This window comes from Mesorhizobium sp. RIZ17 (assembly GCF_051127865.1).
Lineage (GTDB): Bacteria > Pseudomonadota > Alphaproteobacteria > Rhizobiales > Rhizobiaceae > Mesorhizobium > Mesorhizobium humile.
Genome location: NZ_CP147861.1, coordinates 4624549 through 4639748 on the forward strand (window position 1 = coordinate 4624549; position 15200 = coordinate 4639748).

General features: G+C 64.5%; 11 protein-coding genes. 5 read left to right on the plus strand and 6 right to left on the minus strand.

The features are described from left to right. Positions 1 to 40: 40 nt before the first annotated feature. Entirely contained in the window at positions 41 to 2473 is a 2433-nt protein-coding gene (locus WDX12_RS22195) for a putative bifunctional diguanylate cyclase/phosphodiesterase (protein ID WP_434722019.1), read from the minus strand. A gap of 224 nt (positions 2474 to 2697) precedes the next feature. Here WDX12_RS22195 and WDX12_RS22200 point away from each other — a divergent pair, with 224 nt between their 5' ends. The 4 genes from WDX12_RS22200 (at position 2698) to WDX12_RS22215 (ending at position 6643) form a co-directional block, all read left to right on the plus strand. Further along, a complete protein-coding gene (locus WDX12_RS22200; RefSeq protein WP_434722020.1) occupies positions 2698 to 3120 on the plus strand; it encodes an OsmC family protein in 423 nt (140 codons plus the stop codon). A 5-nt stretch (positions 3121 to 3125) separates the two neighbouring features. Further along, the gene (locus WDX12_RS22205; protein ID WP_434722021.1) at positions 3126 to 3650 is read left to right on the plus strand and encodes a hypothetical protein; all 525 of its coding nucleotides are present in this window, start codon (positions 3126 to 3128) and stop codon (positions 3648 to 3650) included. A 265-nt stretch (positions 3651 to 3915) separates the two neighbouring features. Then, on the plus strand, positions 3916 to 4659 hold the full coding sequence (locus tag WDX12_RS22210; protein WP_434722022.1) for a 2OG-Fe(II) oxygenase: 744 nt from the start codon (positions 3916 to 3918) through the stop codon (positions 4657 to 4659). A gap of 361 nt (positions 4660 to 5020) precedes the next feature. Further along, positions 5021 to 6643: an ABC-F family ATP-binding cassette domain-containing protein gene (locus WDX12_RS22215; RefSeq protein WP_434722023.1), complete on the plus strand. Its 1623-nt coding sequence runs from the start codon at positions 5021 to 5023 to the stop codon at positions 6641 to 6643. 9 nt (positions 6644 to 6652) lie between these two features. Here the strand turns inward: WDX12_RS22215 and WDX12_RS22220 are convergent, their stop codons facing one another. The 3 genes from WDX12_RS22220 to htpG form a co-directional block, all read right to left on the minus strand. Then, positions 6653 to 7780, minus strand: a complete 1128-nt coding sequence (locus WDX12_RS22220) for a serine hydrolase domain-containing protein (RefSeq protein ID WP_434722024.1) — start codon at positions 7778 to 7780, stop codon at positions 6653 to 6655. A gap of 24 nt (positions 7781 to 7804) precedes the next feature. Then, positions 7805 to 8485 carry a type 1 glutamine amidotransferase gene (locus WDX12_RS22225; protein ID WP_434722025.1) on the minus strand — a complete coding sequence of 227 codons (681 nt, stop codon included), beginning with the start codon at positions 8483 to 8485 and terminating at the stop codon, positions 7805 to 7807. A 123-nt stretch (positions 8486 to 8608) separates the two neighbouring features. Further along, a complete protein-coding gene (gene htpG, locus WDX12_RS22230) occupies positions 8609 to 10495 on the minus strand; it encodes a molecular chaperone HtpG (RefSeq protein WP_434722026.1) in 1887 nt (628 codons plus the stop codon). Positions 10496 to 10999: 504 nt separating this feature from the next. On the opposite strand from htpG, the gene WDX12_RS22235 reads away from it, so the two are divergent. Continuing rightward, the gene (locus tag WDX12_RS22235) at positions 11000 to 12424 is read left to right on the plus strand and encodes a hypothetical protein (RefSeq protein WP_434722027.1); all 1425 of its coding nucleotides are present in this window, start codon (positions 11000 to 11002) and stop codon (positions 12422 to 12424) included. 36 nt (positions 12425 to 12460) lie between these two features. On the opposite strand, the gene WDX12_RS22240 is transcribed toward WDX12_RS22235, so the two are convergent. Together WDX12_RS22240 and WDX12_RS22245 are read right to left on the minus strand one after the other, a co-directional pair. Continuing rightward, positions 12461 to 13354, minus strand: coding sequence for a hypothetical protein (locus WDX12_RS22240; protein ID WP_320296202.1), 894 nt, complete (start codon positions 13352 to 13354; stop codon positions 12461 to 12463). 94 nt (positions 13355 to 13448) lie between these two features. Beyond that, positions 13449 to 15107, minus strand: a complete 1659-nt coding sequence (locus WDX12_RS22245; RefSeq protein ID WP_434722028.1) for an acyl-CoA synthetase — start codon at positions 15105 to 15107, stop codon at positions 13449 to 13451. Positions 15108 to 15200 lie beyond the last annotated feature (93 nt).

Here is a 15200-nt window from a genome sequence, read left to right on the forward strand (position 1 = left end):
CGGGCCATTTCGTTGACCTGGCGCTGGACCGCTGAACCACCTATGCGGTCAAGGCTGCGTGCTGCTCGAAAAGCACATGCAGCTGGGAGGCCGGCATAGGCCGCCCGAACAGCCATCCCTGGACATCCGTGCAGCCGTTCTCCCTGACCAGCAGATACTGGTCTTGCGTCTCGACGCCCTCCGCCGTGGTCGTCATGCCGAGCGTGCTGCCGAGTTCGGCGACGGCCTTGACGATAGCCCGGCTTTCGCTGCTCTCGCACATCAGGCTGACGAAGCTGCGATCGATCTTGATGCGGTCGAACGGAAACGACCGCAGGTAGCTCAACGAGGAGTAGCCGGTGCCGAAGTCATCCATGGCGATGCTGACGCCAAGGTCGCGCAGGCCGTGCAGCGTTTGGATCGTATGCTCATTGTGGGCCAACAGCACCGACTCCGTGATCTCTAGCTCCAGCCGTGACGGCAAGAGATTGGACGTGGCGAGCGCCGAGGCAACCTGAAGCGGCAGACCCTGCTGCTTGAACTGGGCCGGCGAGAGATTGACGGCGATCTTGACCGGCTGAGGCCAACTCGCCGCGTCTGCGCAGGCTTGCCGCATGATCCACTCGCCAAGCCCTTCGATAACCCCGGTTTCCTCCGCGAGCTGGATGAATTCGCCCGGCGGCAGCAGGCCGAGCCGCGGATGGTTCCATCGCACGAGGGCTTCGAAGCCGGTAAGCTTGGAGGTCTTTGCGTCATGCAGAGGCTGATAGTGCAGCACGAACTGATCCTGCGCCACGGCAAGCGCCAGTTCCGCTTCGAGCAGGCGACGCTCCTGCAGGCGCGCATCCATTCCCGGCTCGAACGACCGGCAGGTGCCTCGGCCTTCCATCTTGGCCTTGTAGAGCGCGAGGTCGGCGTTGCGGATGAGGATTTCCGAGCTGTCGCCGTCGTCGGGAAACACAGCGATGCCGACGCTGGCGCCGATGCCGATCTTGTGTCCCTGGATCACGAATTCCGCCGAAAGCGCGTGAATGGCCCGGCTGGCCAACCCGCCGGCCTGCGCGTCGCTGTCAAAAAGCAACTGAATGACGATGAATTCGTCGCCGCCGACCCGCGCCACCATCGCGGTTTCGCCGGCCTGCTGCCTGAGGCGCTTGGCCACGGCCACGAGAAGCTCGTCGCCCACCGGATGGCCGAGCGTGTCGTTCACCGGTTTGAACCGGTCGAGGTCGATGCAGTGTACCGCCAACTTTTCGCCGTCCCGCAAGCTCCGCAGCGCCTCGTCCATCGTCTCGGCCAGCAGGCCGCGATTGGGCAGTCCGGTAAGAATATCGTGTGTCGCAAGATGCTGTATCTCGGCGGTGCGTTCCTCCACGCGCCGCTCCAGGGTTTCGGCAGCCTCCGCCTGCATCGACATGCTCCGCGCGATCGCATGCCAGCACGCTAGGGCGAGCAGCGTGACGACGGCAATGGCGGCGTAGCCCGCCAGCTCGAATTGCTTCACCGACTGGACATCGACGTCGCTTTCGAACCGGCTGTTGGGAAAGCCGGCCCACAGCCGCCATGCGCTTCTGGGATCGTTGAGCGAGAGCGGAATGACTTCGGAATAGATCAGCTTGGAATCTGGCGCCGTGAACGATTTTGTGTCGGCCGCTAGGGCTGTCGAAAGCCGGTGCTGGTCGGATTCGAAGCCATAGTCGGAATTGACGATGACGTAGTCGCTGCTGGGCAGCAGCTTGCGCAACGCCGAGGTCAGCATGATCGCCGAGACCGAGCCGCGAAGCGTGCCGTCAGCCGCGAAAACGGGAACCGAGAGGATGAAGCCCGAGCGGTCGGCATCGTTGCCGCTGTGGATGAAATCGGTGTTGTCGCAGGTGATCAGTTCCTTCGTGCCGATGATCGGCACGTTGAGACCGTCGATGCCACTTGAATCCGGATAATTCGCCTTCAGCCAGGCAAGCTGCTTGGCAAGTTCGTGGTACTCATAGGTCTCGACCTCCTCCGCCGGCCGCTGAAGCGATTGATTGTCCAGCTTCCTCGGCTTTCGATCGTCGGCATCGGCCCTTGCCCTGGCGTTGACGATCAGCTGGTCGAACTGAAGGATCGGCTCCTCGAGCTTGCCTGTCACCGGATCGAAGCGGTCGGGGTCGAAGTCCAGCGGCAGGAAGTAGACTTCGGAAATGGAAACGTTGCTGGCCAGGTTGTTGTAGATCTGCTGGATCGTGGCACGGCCCTCGTCGCCGAGGTTGGTGCCATGCCGGTCGAGGTTTTGAACGCTGGGCAGATAGGTCAGCGTCCGGACATTCTCGTAGATCGATCGCAGCGCATCCTCGACGGTTTTGGCGGTCGCCCTGGATCCGGCCTGCGAATTCTCAAGGTAGCGTTGCTTGGCAAGGGCGAAATTGCGCTCGGAGTCGATGCGCAGCGCGGCCAGCGTCACAGCCCCTGTCAACAGGATCAGCACAAATCCGGCCATTCGCCTGAAGGCGCTCATCGACGACTCCACCGCTAATCCGCAAGGCATACCCCTTTGCGGTTTAGGAAGCGCTAATGATCCGCTGCCGTCGGCGCGGCGGGTGGACGATTTTCGCGCGCCGGACTGGCACGGCGGGCCGCACGAAGGTGGCTGAAATCCATCTTGTGCGAAGTAAGCGATACAATATGAAGCGCGAAGGCACGCCGGGGCGTAGAGCGGCCTCGCGGCGGAAAGGACAGTCGATGAGTGAGCTCAAGGTGAGGACCAGAACGACCGGTGCGCTGGCGGACCTCCCGCCCGGTGGGTTGCCGACGGTGACCACACCAACCGGTGGCACTGTCGATGTGGTGACTTCGGTCAGCGCTCCAGGCTTCAATCCGCTTGACCTGCTTTACGCTTCCCTGGCCGCTTGCATGGTGCTCAGCGCCCGCATCGCCGCCAATCGCCTCGGCGTCGCCGACCGGCTGGGCGAGGTGAGGGCGGAGGTCACTGGCGGGAAGGCGAAGGACGAGCCCTCGCGGGTCGAGACGTTCAACATCAAACTGGAGATCGCCGGCGACCTCGATGCCGCGACGAAAGAGCGGATCCTCGCCGACGCCGAGCATATCTGCACCGTCTCCAACACGCTGCGCGTCGCGCCGGCGCTTCACGCGACGCTGGGGTGAGCGCGATGGCGCATCTCTCCGCAATCGACTACGCGACCGCCCCCGAGGAAATCCGCGCCGAGCACGACCGCGAGCTTGCGCTGCGCGGCCGCATGACCAACATGAAGCGCGTCTTGCTGCACTCGCCGGCCGCCCACCGCATCTACGCCGAATGGTTCACGCTGCGCGACCTGCTGCGGCCAGCGCTCGACGACCGCGCCGTCTGGCTGTTCTCGAAGGCAATCGCCGAGACGATGCACGCCGAGATCCCGGTCACCTTCTTCCGCCGCGCGCTGATCGACAGCGGGATCGATCCCGAGGGGATCGAGCCGGCGGCCGACGAGGCGCTGCTGATCTCCTTCGGCAAGGCGGTCGCCGCCGATGCCAATGCCGTCCCCAACGAAACCTGGGCAGCGCTCAAGGCCCGCTATGACGAGACGCTGCTGGTCAACCTCACCGCCTTCGCCGGCATCATGGTGGCAACCTGCGTGTTCACCAATGCGGTGAAGGTGGAGCTTGATCCGGAGTTGGAAGGATATCGCAAGCGGTGAAACGCGGCCTTTCCTTCTCCCCTTGTGGGAGAAGGTGGATCGGCGCGATAGCGCCGAGACGGATGAGGGGTGTTCAAGCTTGGCAACAAGTGTGAAATTGCCGCCGCCTCATTCCTTCCAACACCCCTCATCCGACCTCGCTTCGCGAGGCCACCTTCTCCCACAAGGGGGAGAAGGGGAAGTCGGCGCGTCGCCATCTTGTCATGTATCGGGTGGTTCCAACATCGTCTCCGCCCCACTTTGACACCAAGCAAAGGAGGCACCCATGACCATCCATTCCCTCAACACCAAGCGCGCCAGCCGCTCGGCCGAATCCCGCGTCGCGGCGCAGGATTGGCGCGCGCTGGTGTCAGATCTCAATGCCCAGGGCTGCGCCGTCATGCCCGGCCTGATGTCTTCGGAAGAATGCGCCGATGTCGCCGGCCTCTACCCGCATGAAGAGCATTTCCGCAGCCATGTTGTGATGGCCCGCCATGGCTTCGGCAAGGGTGAATATCGGTACTTCAAGTATCCGCTGCCGGACCTGATCGAGGGCCTGCGCACAGCCCTCTATCCGCGCCTCGCCACGGTCGCCAATGACTGGAACGAGAAGATGGGTGTTGCGCAGCGCTATCCCTCCGACCACGCCGCCTTCCTGAAGCGATGCCACGACGAAGGCCAGACCAGGCCGACGCCGCTTCTGCTGCAATACGGCCCCGGCGACTTCAACTGCTTGCACCAGGACCTCTACGGCACGCTCGCCTTTCCGCTGCAAGTGGCAATCCTGTTGTCCGAACCCGGCGAGGATTTCACCGGCGGCGAGTTTGTGCTCACCGAGCAACGCCCGCGCATGCAAAGCCGCGCCGAGGTGGTGCCGCTCAAGCGCGGCGATGCGGTGATCTTCGCCGTGCACAATCGGCCGGTGCAGGGAACCAAGGGGTATTACCGGGTCAACCTGCGCCACGGCGTCAGCCGGTTGAGATCAGGACAACGACACACCGTGGGCATCATCTTCCACGACGCGAAGTAGAGTGATGCGCCAAAGCTGCTGATCTCTCCTCAAGTGGGGAGATGCCCGGCAGGACATAGGGGGTGCTGTCCCGCCGGTCTTGAAGGCTTGGGTTCCTCGCCCCCGCCAAAGGCGGGGGAGAGGTGTCCGCGAAGCGGACGGAGAGGGGGCCTTCGTAGGGCGTTCCCCTCTCCGTCTCGGCTTTGCCGAGCCACCTCTCCCCACCTTCGTGGGGCGAGGAACCTTGATCCTGCTGCGCCGCGTTCAATCGGCAAATGCAAGGAGGCGCATCTGCGGCGTTTGCGCTCTTCCCCTACCGCCTGCATTCGCGTACACGCCCGGGCAAATCCCGCCACGTCAGCGCAGTTTCCCGGACCGCCCCATGATCCGTCTTGAAAATATCGGCAAGCAGAACGGCCGACAGATCGTCTTCATCGAAGCCTCGGCTACCTTGCAGAAAGGCGAGAAGGTCGGCCTTGTCGGTCCGAACGGCGCCGGCAAGACGACATTGTTCCGCATGATCATCGGTCAGGAGCAGCCGGACGAAGGCCAGGTCTCGGTCGATCGCGGCGTCACCATTGGCTATTTCAGCCAGGATGTCGGCGATATGGGCGGCATGAGTGCCGTCGCTGAAGTCATGGAGGGCGCCGGGCCGGTGAGCGCCGTGGCGGCCGAGATGCGCGAGCTCGAGCACGCCATGGGCGATCCGGACCGCGCCGACGAGATGGACGCAATCATAGAGCGCTATGGCGAATTGCAGCACCGCTTCGAAGAGCTCGACGGTTATGCGCTCGACGGCCGGGCGCGCGAGGTGCTGGACGGCCTCGGCTTCAGCCAGGAGATGATGGACGGCGACGTCTCAAAGCTCTCCGGCGGCTGGAAGATGCGCGTCGCGCTGGCCCGCATCCTGTTGATGCGGCCCGACGTCATGCTGCTCGACGAGCCGTCGAACCATCTCGACCTCGAAAGCCTGATCTGGCTGGAGAAGTTCCTCAAGGATTACGACGGCGCGCTCTTGATGACCTCGCACGACCGCGAGTTCATGAACCGCATCGTCAACAAGATCATCGAGATTGATGCCGGCGCGCTCACCTCCTATTCCGGCAATTACGAATTCTACCAGGAGCAGCGGGCTCTCGCCGACAAGCAATTGCAGGCGCAGTTCGAACGCCAGCAGGCGATGCTGGCCAAGGAGATCGCCTTCATCGAGCGTTTCAAGGCGCGCGCTTCTCACGCAGCTCAAGTGCAGAGCCGGGTGAAGAAGCTTGACAAGATCGACCGCGTCGAGCCGCCGAAGCGCCGCCAGACGGTGACCTTCGAGTTCCAGCCGGCGCCGCGCTGCGGCGAGGACGTGGCGACGCTGAAGGGCATCCACAAATCCTATGGCAGCCGTTCGATCTATTCGGGCCTCGACTTCCAGATCCGACGCCGGGAGCGCTGGTGCGTGATGGGCGTCAACGGCGCCGGCAAGTCGACGCTGCTGAAGCTGGTCGCCGGCGCCTCCGAGCCCGACACGGGTACCGTCGCGCGCGGCCCGAGCGTCAAGATGGGCTATTTCGCCCAGCACGCCATGGAATTGCTCGACGGCGAGCGCACAGTCTTCCAGACGCTTGAGGATAATTTCCCCCAGGCCGGCCAGGCGCCGCTCAGGGCTTTGGCCGGCTGCTTCGGCTTTTCCGGCGACGAGATCGAGAAGAAGTGCCGCGTGCTCTCGGGCGGCGAGAAGGCGCGGCTGGTGATGGCGCTGATGCTGTTCGATCCGCCCAATTTGCTGGTGCTCGACGAGCCCACCAACCACCTCGACATCACGACCAAGCAGATGCTGATCGAGGCGCTGTCGCAATATGAAGGCACGATGCTCTTCGTGTCGCACGACCGCCATTTCCTGGCGGCGCTGTCGAACCGCGTGCTGGAGCTGACGCCCGAAGGCATCCACACCTATGGCGGTGGCTACACCGAATATGTCGCGCGCACCGGCCAGGAAGCGCCAGGGCTGAGGAGCTAGAGACGTAACTCAAAGCGCGTCGTAGACGGCGTCGATCAGGGCCTTGCGGCGCGGGTCCACATCGTCGAACCCCACCATACGGTTGGTGACGTAACCGAACCCCACGCCGGCGTCGGGGTCGGCAAAGCCGATGGCGCCGCCCCAGCCGGTATGGCCGAATGCTTGCGGCGATGCGCGGCCGGCATAGACAGGATCCTCGATCTGAAAGCCGGCAGCGAACGCGGCTGGCAGCGCGAAGCTGTCGTCCATGCCGCGAAAGCGCGGCATGGCGGCTTCTTCGATGGCCGCGCGGCCAGTCAGGGCCTTGCCCTCAAAGGTCCCGCCCGCCGCCATCATGCCGTAGATACGCGCCAGCGCAGGCGCCGTGGACTGGCCGTTGCCGCCCGGCACCTCGGCGGCGCGCCAGGCGCGGTCGTTGGGCGCCAAGGCGCGGGGCGTTGGGTTGTCGCATGCGTGGGGGAAGGGCGAAGCGCGCACGAAGTCGACCCAGTCGGAGGTCTTCGGTCCCTCGATCATCTCGGCGGCCCGGGAGTCCTCGGCTTGGGGCAGGCCGACATGGAAATCGGCTCCAAGCGGATCCGCGATCTCTTCTGCGATGAAGCGGCCTATGCTGCGACCGTCGACACGCCGCACCAACTCGCCGGCAAGATGGCCGTAGCTTAGGGCGTGGTAGATACAGCGGCTGCCGGGTTCCCATAGCGGCGCCATGGCGGCAAGCGCGTCGATATAGGGCGTCCAGGCGAGCATGCCTGCCTCGTCCATCGGCACGGCGAGACCGTTCAGCCCGGACCGGTGCGACATCACCTGGTCGAGTGTGACGCGCTCCTTGCCGCCGGCCGCGAATTCCGGCCAATAGCGCGCGACCGGCGCGGCATAGTCCAGCTTGCCGCGCTCCATCAGCATGGCGATCGCCAGCGCCACGACGCCCTTGGTGGAAGACCAGACATTGACCAGCGTGTCGCGCCGCCACGGCCGGGTGCGCGCGGCATCGGCATGGCCGCCCCAAAGATCGACGACGGTCTTGGCCTCGGCCACGACCGAGACGCCGCCGCCATGCTCGAGGCCTTCAGCGAAACACCAGGCGAACGCGTCGCGCACCCCGGCAAAACGCGGATCGCAGAAACCGTCTATGTTCATAGGCGAATTCCCACCAAAAGCGCCTCAGCCGAACAGCTTGGTCACAAAGCCGCTGAACCAGGCAAGTTGCGCCGCGTGGTGGGCTTCCATCAGCCGGTCCTGTTCGTCCCGGTCCTGCGCGCCGAGCGTTCCGTAGGGCGCGCCTTGCCGGTCCTGCCAGCGCCGGAAACCCGGCGGGCCTTGCTCGGCATGGAACTGCAGCGCATAGGTCTTGTCGCCGATCCGGAACGCCTGGTTGGGGAAGGTCTCGCTCGAGGCGAGGTGCACGGCGCCCGCCGGCAGGGCGAAGGTATGGAAGTGGTTTTGGGGCAGGAAGAGCGGCCGATCGAGGAAGTCGCCGGCCTCGGCCGTCGGCCTGATCTCGAAATAGCCGAACTCCCTGATGCCGCTTTCCACCGGCCCGACATCGGCGCCGAGGTGCCAAGCGATCTGCTGCGCGCCCTGGCAGATGCCGAGCAGCGGCAGGTCGTTCGAAAGGCAGTGCTCGATGAGCGCGGCCTCGTGGTCGAGGAATGGATGTTCGTCGGTGTCGAAGACGTTGAACGGGCCGCCATAGATCACGGCCCCGTCGACAGCGTCGAGATCGATCGCCTCGCCCTTGAACGGCATTGCGGTCGTGACCGCATGGCCGTTGGCCATGAGCGTCGTCTGGACATGGTCGTCGCCCGGTTCTTCCGAGTGCCTGACGAGAACGATGCGCTTCATCGGGAGGCTCCTGCCGCTCACTCCACCGGGGAATACCCGATACAGCTTAGCGGCCTGTCGGAAATGTGCCAGCGCCCAGTTACCGCTGGACGCCGGCAAGCCACTCAAGCGCTGCGCCGGGGCTCACCCCTTCGCCAAGCCGCGATCGATCAGCCGCGCCAGGCGCGCCGAGAAGGCCCTGGCGTCGGCCGGCTTGTCGCCGTCGAGCACGCGGGCTTCGTCATAGAGCAGGTGCGCTGCGTCTTCCTTGAACGCCTTTTCGTCGTCGCCGAGTTTTGCCAGCGCCGCGACGCGCTCATGGCGCGGGTTGATCTCGAGGATCGGCTTGGCGGCCTTGTCGAGCCGGCCGGCGGCGTTGAGCAGGCGCTCGAACTGGCGGTCGGGGCCATGCTCCGGCGCGACCAGACAGACGGCACTTTCGGTCAGCCTGTCGGAGGCTTTCACGTCCGACACCTCCTCGCCAAGCGTCGTCTTCACGAAGGCGAGGAACGCCGCGATGTCCGATGACGTCTCGGCATCCGGCTTCGCCGCATCCTCGGGCAACGGGACATCGGCAAGCTCGGCCGCGCCCTGCGTCACCGACTTGAACGGCTTGCCGTCGAATTCCGGCGTCATCGTCACCCAGAAACTGTCCACAGGATCGGTGAGGAGCAGCACCTCGATGCCGCGCGCGCGAAAACCTTCGAGCTGCGGCGAGGCCTCCAGCCGGGCGCGGTCGTCGCCGGCCATGAAAAAGATCGCCTTCTGGCCTTCCTTCATCGCCGCCACATAGTCGGCAAGGCTGCGCCAGCCTTCGCCCGAAGCGGTCGAACGGAAGCGGGCAAGTTTCAGCAACTGCTCGCGCCGCTCGTAATCCTCATAGAGGCCTTCCTTCAGCACGACGCCGAAGTTCTCCCAGATTTTCGCATAGGCTTCGGCATTGTTTTCGGCGAGTTTCACGAGATCGCCGAGAACGCGGTTGGTCACGCCCTTGCGGATCGAGGCGAGCAGCGGGCTTTCCTGGATCATCTCGCGTGAGACGTTGAGCGGCAAGTCGGCCGAATCGACCAGCCCGCGCACGAAGCGCAGGTAGCGCGGCAGCACGTCGGCGTCGTCGGTGATGAAGACGCGCCGCACATAGAGCTTCATGCGGCCCTTGCGGTCCTGGTCGAACAGGTCGAACGGCCGCGATCCAGGCACGAAGGCGAGCACGCTGTATTCCTGCCGGCCTTCGGCGCGGAAATGGATCGTGGAAGCCGGCTCGTCATACTGGCCGGCGATGCTGCGGTAGAAGTCGGTATATTCCTCGGGCTTGATCTCGCTCTTCTGCCGCACCCACAGTGCCGTGCCGTCGGCGATGTCGCGCGGCTCGGCGCCGGGTTTTTCGACAAGCGTGATCGGCACCGGCACATGGCCCGACTGCGTCTTCGCCAGGCTATCGAGCCGATAGGGCGTGGTGTAGGAGGAAGCGTCTTCCATCAGGTGCAGCACGACTCGCGTGCCGCGCTTGGGCGCCGCCTCGAGCGGCGCCGGCGCGATTTCGTAGGTGCCCTTGCCGTCGGACGACCAGCGGAAGGCCTCGTCGCTGCCGGCCTGGCGGCTGATGACGTCGACCCGGTCGGCGACCATGAAGGCCGAGTAGAAACCGACGCCGAACTGGCCGATAAGCTGCGTGTCGGCCGCCGCCTTGCCGGTCTCGACGCGCTCTATGAAGGCGCGCGTGCCGGAGCGCGCGATGGTGCCCAGTGCCTCGGCCATCTCGTCGCGGCTCATGCCGATGCCGTTGTCCTCGACGACAAGCTCCTTGTTGTCCGGATCGGCGGCAATCGTGATGCGCGGCTTGGCGTCGTCACCCAAAAGCTCGGGCCGGCTCACCGCCTCGAAGCGCAGCTTCTCGCAGGCATCCGCCGCGTTGGAGATCAGCTCGCGCAGGAAGACATCCCGGTCCGAATAGACCGAATGCACCATCATGTGCAGCAGCCGCGAGACGTCCGCTTCGAATGTCCTGGTTTCCGTTTTCTGATCCGTCATCTCGACTTTCCCAAATCTCCACTCTGCCTGACGCGCCAGGGCGTTCAGGATCTCATCCCACGATTGTTCAATTATCTCGCGGCCCGCGCGGGGCCGGCTTCGGCAGGACAATATCGGGATGGCAGGCGAAGGCAACAAGAGGCGGCGAGAGGTAAGTGGAAAGGCCGACTCCATCGAACGCTCCACGGTAGGGTCGATAGGGGAGCTCTGCCTTTATGCTCGTTTGCGGCTTTTAAAGTCTTCGCATCGGTCATGTGAATGATGACAAGCAGCTCATTGTCTTTCTCTTTTGCGGCGCGTGGTTTCAGCCCATACCCTGAGAGAAGATTGAGATACGCCAGGAGCGGAAGAGGGGATCACTTGGCAGCGGATCCGCATAAGATTGGGAGCGGCGATAACCTTAATTTCGGTTTCTTTTACAGAGGCTTTCCGAGCGGAAGGTAAAGGGATAAATTAGCAATTCGTTAAGTACGACTTGGGGGCAAGCGTAAGGGATGTGCCGTGATGAATTTCAAGTCTCTGATCAAGCGGGCCGAGGACGTCGATAAGGAATTTCAGGAGCTCCAATCGGATCTGGCGGAAGCATTCGAGGACGTTCTTGCCGATGAGGAAAAGGCACCGTCGGAGGACGATGCCGTTGCCGGTCAGGAACTGGTGGCAAGCGACGAGAATCCACCGCCTGAACAGCAGCCCGACGCAGCTCCATCGCGGCTGACGCCGCATACCCAGACGCGGCTGGCCGCCCTGGAGGCCGTTGCCGGGCTTTTCCGAGATGGGCAGGGGCATCTGCAGGAGATCGAGGCGAAGCTTGCCGAGATCGCGACCGCGCATCACATGACGCGTGAGGTCCTCAACGTCTTCCATCGCGACGTGTTGCGCTCCAACGAACTGGAACTGGCAAACCTCGCTCTTACCACCGAGCACAAGACGCTCTCGGAACAATTGCTCGAGGCCGGCCGTAGGCAGCGCGAACGCGACGGCGCGGCCGAGGCCTGGCAACAGCGCGAGGCGAGCCTCGTCCAGGACCGGGAGCAACTGCGCTCGGCGCTTGCTGCCGTGCGGCTGGAGCTGGTCGAGACGGGCAATGAGAGCGCCAGGCGCGAGACCGAGTTCGGCGAGATCGTCAAGGCTCTGACGACCAAAACGGTAGAACTCGACAGACGCGGCGCCGAGAACAAGCTGCTGCGCGAAAAGCAGGTCGGCCTATCGGTCGATCTGGAGCAGGCGCAAAAGCGCGAGGCGGAGGCCCGGCACAAATTCGAAGAGTTCGCGGCAACCCACGCCAGCGAAACCGCCCATATCGCCGAGCTGATGGCCCAACTCGGCAACCATGAAAAGGAAGAAACCCGACTGCAGAAGACGCTGGAGGCGACGCAAGCCAAGCTTGCCGAAACAGCCGAAGCGGCGCGGATCGCCGAAAGCGACAGCATCGCCGAATTGGCGCGCAGCCAGGCGGAAATGCGCGGTTTGCGTGCCGAGATCCGGGAATTGCAGTCGCGTCTGGATCAGGTCTCGTCCGCTAACGGCGAAGCCACGGCCGAGATCGTCGGGCTCAAGGCGCAGTTGAGCGATGCCGTCACCGAACGCCAGATTGCGGAGGAAAGGCTGGCCGTTCTCAAGGAAGAGAGCGAAGCCGACAAGAAGAGCCTCTCGGTGGTCAGCACCAATCTCTCACAGCTTTCGATGCAGCAGGCGTCCGAGCAGATCCAGCTCGATATCCAGAAGCAGGAATGCGAGGATCTGCACGCCGAGGTCGAAGCGCTCAATGCCCGCATCCGGGAATTGCTGCCTTACGAGCGGCTGCACCGGGTGACGGACGCCAGATCGCGCAAGGATGCCGCGCCTCCGGCCAACGGGATCATCGCGGAGGCGGGACGTCCCGCTCCGCGGCGTGTCCCGCGACGGAACCTGCGCGCCAACGCGAGCTGAGAAAAACCGCCGCGTACCTGTAACCGGTCTGGCGGACTATTTGCCCGCCATGCCGTCGGCAAGGTCCTGCGCCTGCTTGAGCAGCGCCGGAAAGGACGGATCGCCGGGCAGGCGCTTTGCCATGCAGGCGCGGTAGTCGGCATCGCCCTTTTCCCAGGCGGCGTTGGCGGGGTCGGAAGCCGAGCCGTCGTCCTGGTTCGCATCCTGATCTGTCTGCTGGGCTTTCTGCGCGGCGGCGTCCGCAGCCGCCCAGATCGAATCACATTCGGCGATCTTCGGCACCGCCGGCGAAGCGGACGCCTCGGCGATCAGCACGCGGTCGCCTTTGACGACCGCCACCACGACGCGCTGGTCGTAGATCGGCCCGATGTCCTGTGTCCAGCCGCCGAGCCGGGCGACCACCGCATCGGCGCCATCGGGCTTCTTCAGTGAAAAGTCGAGCGTGCCCGAGAAGGCCGCGTCGCTGCCGATGGCCTGGGTGTAGAAACTGTCGAGCTTCAGCGCCGCGCCGATATCGGCGGGCAGCTTGAAATCCGCTTCCGCTTCGGCCGATTTGGATTTCAGCCAGCGCTCGGTCAGACCGCGTGTCGAGGCGACGATGCTCGGGCTGTCGTCACTCTGGGCATATCGCAGCCCGTCGAGCATGCCGTAGCCGATGTCGGAGGAGTTGAGGCTTTCGATATTGTTGACGCCGGTCGAGGGAAAACCCTTGACCGACAGCGGGCCGAGGATAGCGGCCAGGCGCTGCTGCAGATCGGCAAGCGCCTTTTCGTTCTGGGCATCGATAGTTTCGATCGCCGTGTTGGCGCTTGCCTGCGCCGTGATATCGGCAATCGCCTTGTCGCGTGCGGCGATATAATCGTCTTCTGGCGAGGCGGCGAGCGCCGTGCCGCCCGCCAGTGCAAAGAGAAGCGTTAAGACCAACCGCATGCTGCAACCCCAAGATTAGCGATCAAGAGTCCCTGGCAGCCATCGCCCGACTTGGCGGCTTTTGCGTGGCGGAAATCAGGGCTGCGGCAAATCTTTATTCCGTCTTGCGCTTCTCCACCTCGGCCTTTCTCAGCAGGAACCGCTGGATCTTGCCGCTCGGCGTCTTCGGCAACTCGCCGACGAACTCGATCTCGCGCGGATAGGAATGCGCCGACAGCCGCTTCTTGACATGCTGGGCGAGCTCTTCGGCGAGCGCCTCGCTGCCCTTGAAGGCAGGCGCCAGCACCACGAAAGCCTTGACGATCTCGGTGCGCTGCGGATCGGGCACGCCGACCACCGCTGCCTCGTTCACCGCCGGATGCTCGATCAGCGCGCTCTCGACATCGAACGGCCCGATGCGGTAGCCGGACGAGGTGATGACGTCGTCGGCCCGGCCGATGAAGGACACCGAGCCGTCCGGCTCGTATTCCACCGTGTCGCCGGTGCGGTAATAGCCGCCGGCGATCGCCGGCGTCTCCGCCTGGTGATAGCCGCCGAACCAGCGCAGCGGCGATCTGGCGATGTCGACGGCAAGCACGCCCGGCTGGTTGGGGCCGAGTTCGTTGCCCGCATCGTCCAGCACCACCATGCGGTAGCCCGGCATGGCGAAACCGGCGGAGCCCGCGCGGACAAGATGCTTAAGCCCGTGATGGTTGTTGACCATCATGCCGTTCTCGGTCTGGCCGTAATGGTCGTGGATCGGCGCGGCGAGGTTGGCGTCGAACCAGCGGATCACTTCCGGGTTGAGCGGCTCGCCGGCGCTGCTCACCACGCGCAGCCTGCCTTTGACGCGGGCCGCCGCCTCCGGCCCTTCCGCCATCAGCAGGCGATAGGCCGTCGGCGAGCCGGCAAGGCTGGTGACGCCGAGGCGCTCGATGATGTCGTAGGTCGATTTGGCGTTGAAGGCGCCTTCGTAGAAGGTGGTGGCGATGCCCAACTGCAGCGGCCCGGTGATGGCGTAGTAGAGCCCATAAGCCCAGCCGGGATCGGCGATGTTCCAGAAGATGTCGTCGGGCGTAAGCCCGATCGCGTGGCGCATGTAGGCGCCGAAGGCAATGAGCGCGCTGAGCGGCACCGGGACGCCCTTCGGGTGCCCGGTCGTGCCGGAGGTCGACATCATCATGAACAGGTCCGAGCCCTTGCGCATGACCGGCTCGCAGTCGGGGGAGGCGGCTGCAATCGCCGCGCGGAAGTCGATGTCGCCGGCGGGCAGCGTGTCGCCGGGGCCAAGGATGGTGGCGATGCGCGGACGGTTCTCCACCTCGTCGAGCTTGCCGCGATTGGCGGGGTTGGTCACCACCAGCTTCGCCTTGCTGTAGCTCAGGCGATGCTCGATGGCCTTCGGCCCGAAAGCGGTGAACAGCGGCTGGTAGACCGCGCCGACGCGCCATGTGCCGAGGATCAGTGCCACCAGCTCGGGAATGCGCGGCAGCATGCCGGCAACGACGTCGCCGGGGCCGACGCCGAGCTCCTTGAGCATAGTGCCGACGCGGCCCGACATATCGGCCAGATCATCGAAGGAGTATTCCCGCAATTCGCCGCCGGCCGAGATCGCGCGCAGCGCCAGCCTGTTTTGGCTGGTGTAGCGGCCGCAGCATTCGACATAGGCGTTGATGCCGGTGGCGGGATCGCCGTGAAGGCGCGCGATCTCGTCCTCGATGCGGAATTGCGCAACGGCATCCTCATAGCGCGGCAGCGCTTGCGTGCTGGTCATGGCATCCTCCCTCGGCGGTGGATCATCTCCCCAAGATCGCCGCTGGGAGAGATTGCCTGAAAAGAGGGCGCTGGTCGATTGCGGCGAAAGTCG